Origin of the sequence: Myceligenerans pegani (assembly GCF_014892515.1) — a bacterium.
GTDB classification, from domain to species: domain Bacteria; phylum Actinomycetota; class Actinomycetes; order Actinomycetales; family Cellulomonadaceae; genus Myceligenerans; species Myceligenerans pegani.
Window position 1 is genome coordinate 22,531 of the sequence record NZ_JADBGR010000073.1, and the last position, 12,855, is coordinate 35,385.

The 12,855-nt window shown below is 68.1% G+C and carries 3 protein-coding genes; all 3 read left to right on the forward strand.

What is annotated here, in order from left to right; all coding sequences use genetic code 11:
- Window positions 1-73: 73 nt before the first annotated feature.
- Window positions 74-3,439: a LamG domain-containing protein gene (locus IIE03_RS09715; protein WP_192862555.1), complete on the forward strand. Its 3,366-nt coding sequence runs from the start codon at window positions 74-76 to the stop codon at window positions 3,437-3,439.
- A 146-nt stretch (window positions 3,440-3,585) separates the two neighbouring features.
- Complete coding sequence (locus IIE03_RS09720; protein WP_192862556.1) at window positions 3,586-11,403, forward strand: polymorphic toxin-type HINT domain-containing protein; 7,818 nt, start codon at window positions 3,586-3,588, stop codon at window positions 11,401-11,403.
- Between the two features lie 907 nt (window positions 11,404-12,310).
- Window positions 12,311-12,855 (forward strand): hypothetical protein (locus tag IIE03_RS09725; protein ID WP_192862557.1); only part of this gene is annotated, 545 nt, incomplete at its 3' end.

Genomic DNA, 12,855 nt, shown 5'->3' on the forward strand with positions numbered 1-12,855 from the left:
GCTCACGGTGTCGGTTGGTTCGGTGCGGGGCTCTGGTGTTGTCGGCGGTGTCCTCGGAGCGGTGGTCAGCGGTATGGCTGCCGCATACGGCGCGGTCACGGCGTCACGAACCAGGACAGCGGTCGCGGCGGTGACGGCCGGGTCGCTCGTGGCGGGTACTGCCTGGGCTGTGGTGGAGCGGGACGAGATCGTGGCGGCGCTGTCGGGCGATGCCGGTCGGTGTGACGTGGATTCTGCACGAACGCAGGAGCTGGCCTTCGAACTGGCCGCGTTGTGCGACAAGAACATCGAGATCGAGGCGCTACGCACCGAGTACGACACGTCGTGGGCGACGCCGCGGGGAACGGTCCTGGCCGACTCCTCTGCCGGTGCGGTGCGGACGGACATCGATGGTTCGTGGCAGGACACCGACCCGAGCATCCGGGTCGATGAGGCGACCGGCGTGCCGGAGGTCGCGGCGCCGGTGTTCGAGATCGGCCTGACCGGCGGCGACTCGGGAGGCGAACTCGTGTCGATGGGCCGGGACGATCTGCGGGTGGCGATGGGGCTCCCGTTCGGTCTGGGTACTCCTGTCGTTGACGAGGCCGATGACTCGCGGGTCGTGTATCCGGCTCTGGACGATGCCGGCGGGGAACTGGTGGGAGTGGACGTGGTGGTCCGTGTCCACCCGGACGGTACCGGCGTGACGCCCGTGGTCCGGGTGGCCGACCAGGCCGCGGCCGATCGGCTGTTGGACGTGACGGGCGAGGAGGGGCTGGCGTTCACGGTGGAGGCGTCCGGTGGCCTGGAGCTGACGGACATCGAGCCGGTCGATGAGGAGACCGCGGACTGGGACGAACCACTCCACGAGGAAGGCACCGACTCGGGCGCCGGGGCCGTCGAGAAGACGTCCGGCGATTCCGACGCCGCCGCGAGGTCCGCGGCGGCCGCGGCGTCGGCAGCGGACAGCACGGATCCTGAGCCGCAGCCGGTGGAGGGCACGTTCTTCGCGGTGGACTCCGCGGGAAGTGCGGTGTTCTCCGGCGGAATCGCTCTGCAGTGGGACTCGGCCGCCGGAGGGGATCCCCAGGCTGCTGGGTCCGATACGTCGGATTCCGGGACGACGGCTGAGGCACAGAAGGCCGGCTCGGCCACGAGGTCGCTCGCAGATGGTGGCGGGGTCGCCGAGTCGACGTCGACGTCGGCAGCGACGCCGACGGATGCCCCGGCAGGGAATCCGGGTCTTGAGGAGACCGGCGAGCGGGTGGAAGCTCCGATGCCGGGCGACGCCGTGACCGTGATGGACGTCGAGGTCGACCCGGACGGTTCGGCGGCGACGGTGTCGGCGGACCTGGGGATGCTCACCGCTGAATCCACGACCTTCCCTGTCTTCATCGACCCGCCCTTGTCGGGTAACAGGAACGCGTGGACCAACATCAAGAAGGCTTGGCCGTCGAGCAACAGCGCCTGGAAGTTCAGCGGGACTGCCGGCATGGGCTACTGCGACGTGTCGATCGAGCCGGTGTGTCAGCGGTCGGGGAACGTGCAGCGGCTGTTGTGGTGGTTCACGGGGCTGGGGGACATCGGCCGGATGGAGGCGTCCGACGTCGTGAGCGCCACGTTCCGTGCCAAGGGAACGCATTCGTACTCGTGCGAGAAGTGGACGGTCGAGCTGTGGAAGATCGCCAAGCCGACCTCCAGTACGACGTGGTCGAACCATGTGGGCAACGGTGGCTGGAAGTCGAAGGTGTCGCAGGTCGCGGACGCGTACTACAGCTCGGCGTGCGGGGGGACGCACACGACGGAGTGGGACGCGACGAGCGTGGCCAAGACGATCGCGAGTGGGGACTACTCCACGGCGGCGCTGGGACTGAAGGCCGCGACGGAGACGGACATGCGCGGCTGGAAGCGGTACGCCTATAGCGCGACGCTCCAGGTGGAGTACAACCGTGCGCCGAAGGCGCCGTTCGGGCACCGCACGATCGTGGACGGTTCGAATATCGGGTGCGGGACCTCGGCCGAGCCGGACTACTCGAACTGGCTGCGCCCGACGATGCGGGTGGTGGCCGACGATGTCGATGACAGCCGGGTGTCGGTGCAGTTCGTGGTGATCGACGTCGCGGCGGGTACGCGTCCGTACGAGTCGGCGTGGCAGTCGTTCAAGAAGCCGGGCTCCACCGGTGCGGAGTTCACGCTGCGGGTCCCCGAAGGCGAGGAACTGACCTCGGGGCGGACGTACCGGTGGCGCGCGCAGGTCAAGGACGACGGCGGCCGCGTGGTGCCGTACTCGGACACGAGGGCGTGCTATTTCGTCGTGGACAACACGGCGCCGAAGCCGCCGGTCGTGACGCCGTTGCGGGATCATCCGGAGGCGCAGGCGTTCTACGAGTCGGATCAGGAGCGTGGCGGCGTGGGACTGCGGGGGTGCTGGGAGGTGTACTCCCCGAGCACGGACGCGACCACGTTGTGGTGGGGCTACTCGACGCGGACCAACCTGACCAAGGTGACGCTGGGCTCGAGCCGCAGGACGCAGGTGTGCCACACGCCGGGTGCCGCGGGGGAGAAGTTCCTGTACGCGAAGGTCGCGGACGCCGCGGGGCATTCGGCCAAGACCGAGTACGAATTCAAGGTGGCCACCGCCCGCGAGGACGGCGTGTGGACGTTCGACGACCCTGACGCGCGCGGAGCGGACACGTCACTCTTGGATCCGGATCGTGACGAGTTCGCGCCGGCCGGCGACCTGAACTTCAAGGAGGACACCCAGTTCGCGATGGGCCCGCACGCGGAGTTCGGCGCGCGGGACGACGACGAGGCGCTGGTGGCCCGGGCCGCGAAGATGGCGTGGACCGACGCGCCGGTGATCGACACGACCGGCTCGTTCGTGGTGTCGGCGCACGTGCGGCTGGACGAGGACACGAGCCCGACCGGCTGGTACACGGCGATCAGTCAGGACGGCACCCAGTACAACGGCTTCCGGCTCGGGTACAACCCGCGCTACTGCCCGGACGTGGATCCCTGCTGGGGGTTCGGTGTCAACCGCGAGTTGGACGCGAGCTCGATCGTGCATGCGAGGTCGACGGTGCCGGCAAAGATCGGCGAGTGGGTGCATCTGCTGGGTGAGTACGACAAGCCCGCGGGCAAGGTGCGCCTGTACGTGTGCGAGGTCGGGACGCCCGAGGAGCCGGCTGTGGCCGAGCCGAGGCTGTACGACGCGGACTACGTCGGCGACCTGCCGCAGGCGGCGGGGAAGTTCGCGATCGGCCGGGGCCTGAGCGGCGGTGCCTTCACGCACTACTGGAACGGTCAGATCGACAACGTGCGCATCTTCCGCGGCGAGGTGCTGGCAGCGGCCAAGATCCGCCGGCTGTGCCAGGGCGCGGAGGCGAACCAGATGGCCGGCGGCGTGGACGACGTCGATCCGACCTGGCCGGGCAACTCCGGACAGGAGGTCGCACCATGAGTCGCCCCGTGATCAGGCATGACGGACGGGCATCGGGTGGAACGACAAGGGCTGGGGCAGCGGTGAGCCGACAGGACTACAGCGGGAGCGGTTTGGCCTCGCGGCAGGGTGCGAGGCGTGGCCGGTGGACGACGGCAAGTGCGAGCGTGGTCGCGGCTGCGGTGACGGTGCTGGTCGGTGTCGACCCGGCTGCGGCTGCTCCGGCGGTGGGGCAGATCGTCGCGCTGGAGGTGGCCGCGGCAGCCGAGGTGGACGCGCTGGAGGCGCGCAACGAGAACTTCGAGGAGGTGCTGGCCCAACTCGGTTCGCAGGATCCGGCGGCGACGCAGGACCTGACCGGGGCAGCGTGGGAGCCGACCCCGGACCCGTCGGCGGCTCCGCCGGAGGAACTGCCTGCCGAGACACTGCCGCCGGTGGCGGATGACCCGGGTGAGGAGGGGGCGAGCGAGCCGGACGAGGACGTTCCGGCGGAGGCGACCGCCATGTCGACGATGTCGCAGCCCGATTCAGGCGTGGCGGTCGCGAGCAGCAAGTTGGATGCGGCCGCGAGCAGCGAACTCGACAGGTCCGGGACGAGCGAGCAGACAGCCTCGGACGTGGCCGATGGTTCCGGCGCCGAGGATGAGCCCTCGCAGGAGGTGGACGGCGACGGCGTCGCCACCACGACGGCGGACCTCGCGGCCGGAGAGGCCCGCGTCGAGGTGGACGGTGTCCAGGTCACCGTGACCGGTGACACCGACGCGGCCGAGAGCGAGGGGGACACCGAAGCCGGGGCCACTGATGGCGGCGTGCGGGTCGCGGCGGCCGGCGTGAAGCCAGACAAGTCTGGTGGGGTGCCGGGCCTTCTCGTGCGGGTCGATGCCGCGGCGGTGGACGCCGGGAAGAAGACCACCGGCAAGAAGCAGGCCTCGGGCAGCAAGAAGGCCACTGCCGTGGAGAAGGTTGCTGCGGCGGACGGCGTCGTCGAGGTTCAGGTGGCGTACGAGAAGTTCGCTGCCGGCGGCGATGTCCCCGGTGGTGACTGGGTCTCGCGTCTGACCCTGGTGGACGTGTCGGCCTGCGACGCCGGCGACCTGGCTTCGGGCGTCTGTGAGGCGAAGGCGGTCGAGGGCGTGTCCAACGACACCGACGCCAAGACCCTGACGGCGCCCATGGCCGTGTCCGAGCAGCAGCCTGCGACCCTGATGGTGGCCGCGAGCTCGTCGGGTGGTGGCGGCAACTGGGGTGCGACGTCGCTGGCCCCGGCCGCGTCGTGGGGCGTGTCGGGCAACACGGGCGCGTTCACGTGGTCGTATCCGCTGACGATGCCGTCGGCGGAAGGGCCGGGTCCGGAGCTGAGTCTGTCGTATTCGTCGGCGGCCTCGGACGGACGGGTGGCGTCGACGAACAACCAGGCCGGGGCCGTGGGTGAGGGCTGGTCGCTGACCGAGTCGTACATCGAGCGGAAGTTCACGCCGTGCGCGGACGACCAGGACGCGCAGAGCGGGCAGACCCCCAACAACGCGTCGCGCACCACCGGTGACATGTGCATCGGGGTGGACAACGCGACGATGGTGCTGGACGGGCAGGCCGTGGACCTGGTCAAGACCTCCGATGGCACGTGGCGTCCGAAGAAGATCGACGGCACGAAGATCGAGCGCAAGACCGGCGCCACGAACGGTGACCAGGAGGGTGAGTACTGGCTGGTCACGACGTCGGACGGGACGAAGTACACGTTCGGCCGCGGCGAACGGACTTCGGACGGCCTGAAGACGGGCTCGTCGTGGACGATGCCGGTCTACGGCAACCACCCGGGGGAGGCGTGCTACAAGGCGTCCGGCGACGGCGGGTTCGCGGCGTCGAAGTGCCGGCAGACCTACCGGTGGATGCTCGAGCACGTGGTCGAGCCGACGGGCGGCACGATGACGTACGTCTACTCGACCGAGACGCGCAAGTACGGGCACAACCTGTCCGAGGGAACGTCGACGTACACGGCCGGCGGGTTCCTCAAGCGCATCCTGTACGGCACCCGTTCGGACAGCGAGGGCAGCGGCCCCGCACCGGTGCGCGTCGACCTGGAGCACTCCACCCGATGCGTGCCCGGCGAGGGCGTGAACTGCGACGCCGGCCGCGTCAAGCAGAACCTGTCTGCGTGGCCGGACGTGCCCGGTGACCTGGTCTGCTACAAGAGCGCGTCGGAGTGCGGGATCGACGCGATCTCGCCGTCCTTCTACACCCTGTACCGGCTGGCGCGGGTGACCACGCGCGTGCACGACGGTACCTCCTACAAGCCGGTGGACTCCTGGCGGCTGAACCAGTCCTTCCTCTCGCCCGGCGACGGTTCCCTCGGCGACGGGGCCGGGAAGGTGCTGTGGCTGCGCTCGATCCAGCACACCGGCCACGGCGGCACCACCGCCACGGGCGACGACCTGTCGAACAACAAGGTCGTGTTCGCCTTCGACCTGCTGCCGAACCGCGTGGACACGGGCACCGACGGGCTGCCGCCGATGTACCGGCCCCGCGTGGCGGGTGTCCGGACCGAGTCCGGCGGCGTGGTCAATCCGAACTACCGCACCGAGTGCGCCCCGGGGGACGTGCCGGCCGACACGGACGCGGCCAAGCGTGACAACGCGCGCCTGTGTTTCCCCGTCGAATGGCGGGGCGATGACCTGCCGATCGACTGGTTCCACAAGTACGTGGTCACCAGCGTCACCCAGTCCGGCGCCTCACCGACCGCCGGTGGCGGGGGAATCGTGACCGGGTCGGAGGACGTGACCACCCGATACCGGTACGACGGCGGCGCGAAGTGGGTCAAGCCGACCGGGCCCCTGACCGACCCGAAGGACGTCACGTGGTCCGAGTTCCGGGGCTTCCGCACCGTGGTGGTCACCGAGGGCACCGGTTCCCAGGCCAGTTCCACCACTACCCGCTACCTGCGCGGTGTGGACGCCGAGAGCTTTGATGTCGGCCCTGCCGGGCACCGGTACACGGTCACCGACCACGAGGCCCTGGCCGGGCAGGTCGTCGAGGTCACCGATCACAACGGTGACAGTGACCAGGACGCGATCTCCACCACGGTCACCGTGCCCAAGACACCGGTCACCGTCGCGACGGGGATCGACGACGTGGAGGCCACGAGACTGACCGGCACCGTGGCGTACGGGTTCTCCATGGACGCGGCGGGCGACGTGGCCACCCGCACCAAGTCGGTGACCACGTTGAACGCGCAGGCGCAGGTCAAGCAGACCGAGGACGCCGGCGACCTGGACAAGGCGGGGGACGAGACCTGCTCCCAGATCTCCTACGCCCACACCGGCACCGGCACCATCCCCGAGGCGCTCGAATCGAAGAACATGGTGGCCCTCGTCGAGCGCACCCAGAGCTTCGCCACGAATTGCGCGGACGTGGAAGCCGGCAGCGTGTCCCGGCCCGGGGACGTGCTGTCCGACACGATCGCGACCTATGACGCCAAGGGGCAGGTGACCGCCACCCGCGGCATCGACCCCGATCTGGACCGCGCCACCGGCTCGCTCGGCAACGGCTCGGGCAACGGGTACGTGACGTTCGAGCAGTTCACCTACGACAGCCTCGGGCGAGTCACCTCTACCACGGACGTCGCCGGCCGCACGTCCACCACCGCATATACCCCGGCCACCGGCACGATCCCCACGAAGATCGTGACCACGAGCCCGGACCCGGACGGGACCGGTCCGAAGACGGCCATGTCGTCCACGACGACGTACAACGCGGTCACGGGGCAGCTGAAGGCCGCCACGGACACCAACGGGCAGACCACGCGTGGCACCTACGACGCCCTCGGGCGCCTGGTGGAAGTGGTCTACCCGCAGCACGAGGGCCTGTCGGTCCCGTCGGTCGAGTACGAGTACACCACCCGCGCCAACGGGCTCAACGTCGTGCTCACGCGCACCCTGGGGGCGGACGCGGACAACAAGCCGGTGCAGCACGCGTCGGCGGAGTTCTACGACGGGCTCATGCGTGTGTTCCAGACGCAGGACGAGGCGCTGGACACCGGCGAGAAGCGGATGGACGATGCCGCCACGCGCGGACGGCAGATCACCCAGGTGTTCTACGACACCGCCGGGCGAACGTGGAAGCAGACCAGCCCGCAGTTCGCCACCGGGCTCGTGTCGAACACACCGGTCCAGCCCACGCTGATCGCGGACAGCTCGACCGTGTGGTCGTACGACGGCGCGGGCCGGCCGGTGGACGAGATCTTCTACGTCGGCAACCCGGACAACCATCTGTACGAGCGGTGGCGGACCGTGACGCGGTACGACGGGAAGTACACGACCGTCGTCCCGCCGAAGGGCGGCACCGCCCGCACGACCGTGGCCGATGCACGCGGTCGCACGACCGCGCTGTGGGAGCACAAGTCCCGCCCGACCGTGAACTCGGACATGGCCGATGGTCACTGGTACGTGCCCTCGACCCTGCCCGGATTCGACCCTCGCGCGGTGGCGGCGTCGTCGTACCAGAAGACGAGCTACACCTACGACCGGTTCGGACAGATGACCTCGATGACCGGCCCGGGTGGGGACCAGTGGACCTACACGTTCGACATGGGCGGGCGGCAGGTGCGCGCCTCGGACCCGGACTCCGGGGTCACCACCACGTCCTATGACCGGGCGGGGAACGTCGCCCGGACCGTGAACGGCAACGGGAACACGACCGGGACCACCCAGGCCGTGATCGACGCGAACACGCTGGTGTACTCCTACGACCGGCTCGGCCGGCCTACCCGGACCACCGACGGGACCGGGCAGGTGCGCTCCCGCTGGGAGTACGACACCACGCCGGGTCCGGACGGCACCCCGTTGGCGGGTCTGGCGTCGTCCACCACGACCGTGCACGACGGGCTGGAGTACACGACCCGCGTGGACAAGTACGACCCGGCATACCGGCCGACGTCGTCGACGGTGGTGCTGCCCGACGGTCTCGACCTGCTGAACGGGCTCGCCGGCCGGGAGTTCACCACGACCACCGAGTACCGCATCGACGGGTCCGTGCGGCAACAGGTGCTGCCACCGGTCTCGCAACTGGCCGAGGACGGCACGGTCGCCGGCACGGTGCTCGGCAAGGAGCACGTGACCACGTTCTACGACGACGCCGGCCTGCCCGTCTGGATGGGCGGCGGTTTCGGCTGGGGCACCTACGTGGCCGACTCGCAGTTCACCGCCGAGGGGCGGCCGCAGGCCATGGACCTGGGCACCACTTACGGCGCGGTGGCCACCTACGGGTACGAGCACGGCACCGGACGCTTGGAGCGGATCGGGCTCTCGCGTGAGCAGTACGACACCCGTGACGTGGACATGGCCCTCGAGTACGACCCGTCGGGGAACGTCACGGCGATCCGCAACTCTCCAGGCGTGGGGGACGCGGCCAACGGCAACCCGCAGGCCAACGACGACAACCAGTGCTTCGACTACGACGGCCTCGGGCGCATGATCGGAGCCTGGACCGACGCGGACGGCACCTGTGCCGCGTCGATCGGGGATGTGACCGCGACCCAGGTCGGCGGGCAGGGCTTCTCGGCGGCGCCGTACTGGAACGAGTACGGGTACGACGCCGCTGGGAACCGCACCTCGCTGGTCCAGCACGTGATCGACGGCGGGACCGACGTGGTCAAGACCTCGTACGAGCACGGCGCCGCCGGCCCGCACCAGGTCACCCGTGTCACCCGGCAGACCGGACCGGAGGGCACCATCGGCTCCGCGCCGCAGGTGACCGTGGGCGAGTACTCCTACGACGCGGCCGGGAACCAGACCGTGCGTACCCGGTCCGACCCGGTCGACCCGGCCGACCTCGAACAGGTCGAGGCCGATGCCGACGGCGACGGGCTGGTGACCACCAGCCAATTGCTCGGCTGGGATGCGGGCGGTGACCTGTCCACGGTGGCGACCTCGGGTGAAGGGACCGAGGGCGAGAACACGACCGAGAGTGGCGAAGCCGAGTACGTGTACACACCCGGCGGGGAACGGCTCGTCCGCATCGACGCATCCGGCACCACGGTCTTCCTGGGCGGTCAGGAGATCCGCGTCGACGGCTCCGGAGCCGTGGGAGCGCTGCGCTACTACTCGTTCGCGGGGCAGACGGTCGCGGTGCGTGACGGACGCGGCCTGGGCGGTGTGACGTCGCTGGTGGCCGACCACCAGGGCACGACCGTCGCCGCAGTGCCGAACACCAACTGGACCGCGGACGCCGTCACGCGCCTGTACACCGACCCCTTCGGCGCGGACCGAACTCCCGCGGTCACCGACCCCGACAGCGGGGAGACGCTGTCCGGGAACGACCGGCTACCCGGAGACAGGCGCTTCCTGGCCGCTGCCGGAGGCATCGAAGACACCGCGACCGGCCTGGTCCTGCTGGGCGCCAGGTACTACGACGCCGGCCTGGGCAGATTCATCTCGACCGACCCGCAACTCGACGCCGGCAACCCGGCGCAGTTCAACGCCTACGTGTATGCGGGCAACAGTCCGGTCACCTTCTCCGACCCGTCCGGTCTGTCCTGGTGGAGCAGCATCAAGTCCGGGGCGAAGAAGGCCGCCGGAGCCGTCGGGGGCTTCGTCAAGAAGTACCAGGCCGAGATCGTCGGCACCGTCGCCGGGGCGGTCGTCTTCGGCGGATGCATGTTCCTGACCGCCGGAGCCGGATCGATCGGCTGTGCCGTGGCGGCAGGAGCCGTGGGCGGTGCGGTCACGAACCTGTGGAAGAGCAAGGTCCAGAAGACGAAGCCCTTCTCCTGGAGGAGCTTCGCCACCGACACCGCACTCGGCGCGGCAGGCGGCCTCCTCGGCGCCGGCGCCGGAGCGGTGATCGGCCGGGCGGCGCCAGCTATCACCTCCGCGGCATCCGGAGTCATCCGGTCCGCGAGCTCTGCTGTGACCAGCCGTGTCTCTGCCGCGGCTGCCGCCGCATCGCGTGCTGTCGCCCTGAGGGCGGCGGCTGCGAAGAATGCTGCGGCCGCCGCGGCACGGCGGGCGAAGCTGCGAATCGAAGCTGCGGTCGCTGATGTGAGAATCCGGTTGTCGAGCGGTACGGCCTGCTCGTTTGCCGGGACGACTGGCGTGCTCATGGCCGACGGCAGCATCAAGGCCATCGAAGACATCACACCCGGCGACAAGGTCATCGCCACCGACCCCGAAACCGGCAAGCAGGCCGTCCGCGAGGTCGAGGCCACCCACGTGCACGACGACGTCCTGATCACCCTCCGCCTGGAGGACGGCCAGACGATCCGCACCACGGAGGACCACCCGTTCTGGAACGCCACCGACCAGGAGTTCCAGCGGGCCGACGAACTTGACCAGGGCGACAAGGTCCTCGACGACCACGGCGACCTGCACGCCGTGGCGGGCATCGAGAACGACGTCACGTTCGAACCGGCTTGGAACCTCACCGTCGCGGGCCTGCACACGTACCATGTCATCACCGACCCTGCCCGCGGCCCACCGGCCACGGACACCGTCGGCGGAACCATCGACGCGGACGCCACGAGCGTCCTCGTCCACAACTGCGATCCTGCACTTGCCAAAGGCGTCGTTGATTCTTTGGGTGGGCATCAAACAACAGGACAAGTGTTTAGCGCAGCAGGCGGTACGAGTATTGGGCAGCGAATCTTCAGTGGTGCTGGAGCCCGTGGCACGGCGACAATCGCGGCGCGCCTTCGAACGGTCGGTGCTCCGCATCCTGGTCCAGGAAACCATCCCATCTCCACACATGTCGAACCTCAGGCTGCGCTAGGTATGGCAACTGGCGAATTTAGAGACAGTGTTGTCAACCTCGCGATCAACTACGCGGGAGGAGCATGCTCCAAGACGTACGGATGTCTGAACAACATTCACAGACTCATTCCTGAGGGGCGATCACTCGTGGTGTGGTCGCCGATCGAGGGTGGCGTGCGCCGGCAGTGGTTCACCAGTGCCGGCCTTGATCTCAAGAGAACCCGTGATTTCGCGGTGGGAGGTTAGGTTGATATCTGCAGAGTCGTGTTGCACGAGGGCCGCGGAAGCCATTTTGATTCATGCCGGTGATGACTTGCAGTTCAGCGTTTGCGAAGAGGATTGCGGTAGAGCGCACGATGTGTGGGTCTACTCAGCGGATTCAGCGACAGAGATGGCCGCCGCAAATCATAGCGCCGTCGCTCGAATCGCAGCCGACGTCAAGCTCTCCTTCGGTGCAGTCGTGCTAAGCAATAATCGCGGCGACCCATTTGGAGTCGGGCTCGGCACGGGTGTTTGGGTCTCACGACCCCTGGGCGTGGCCAGTGGAGATGTAGGTGTTGTGATGGATCCGCATTCGCCTTACCGGATGGATCCAAGAAACTGTGCACGTATTGAGGTCATCGCGCAACTGATCGGATCATTCTGGCGTAGTGGCGTGTCTTATCCTGAAGGCATGCGCTGGGGTGCTGGCAACTTTTCGGGGCACGACGCTGACTTTGATCCCCACTCCTATCACTCCTCTGAGACTCCGGACACTGAGGTCGCGGACCCATGGGCCGCGCTTGATTGACGCCTTCGCGGGGAGGACTCACGTGTGGGAAGATTCTCCGTTTGCCTTGACCATAAAGGGCTCTTCGGTACGGGATTCGGATGGTCTCGGCCTGGAAACATGCTTCGGTAGTTGATATTCGTATCGGACGAAATGTGGTTGGTCCAGTCGAACTGGGTGAACCTGTGTCGCGCGCTATCGAAGCACTATTGGACCGGCTGGGCACACGCGGGTGCGGAGCCGTGAAGGGCTCCATGCCGAAGAGGAACTGCTGGAGGAGGTTCCGGACCTTGTCCGGGCCGGCACGTATAAGCGATTCCCCTGTGGCCCCGACGAACATAACTGCGCATTGCAACTAGCAGAGCGCGGCGTGAAGGTGGACCAATGAGTGTGTTTGGCGATACCGTGGACCGGTTGGCGCGCGACGTCCGAGCGTTGCCGACGCGTGGTCAGGTCGCACTGTTTCTCACTGCGGCTATCGTCCTTGCGGATGCTCGGCCGGATTGGCTTCGAACCCAGAACCGGATCTCGGATGGCGTTTTCGAGGAATCTCTTGCCGCGGCGGCAGATTTCGCCTGTGGGAGATTGAGTTCGATTCCTCGCCAACTAGTGTCAGCAATCGAAACGGTCGTCATGTCGGAACTGTCCGAAGAAGGTGCGAGCACCACTGTTCAGGACTGCTGCATCTGTCTCGACAGTGCAGTTAGGGGCCCATCTGAGGGTTACGACATGGCTTCTGCGAGCTGGTACATGCTCGAGCCCTTGTTTCGATCCGTGTCTGCGCGGCTCTTCGGGGCTGCGGATGTAGGTAGCGATTCGGAAGAAGATGCTGAACTGGTCATGCTCGAGGACCCTGTGTTGCGCCAAGGTCTCTCGGCGGTCGAATTCTCGATCGGCCAAGTGTCTGCGAATCCGATTGACGATCTCCT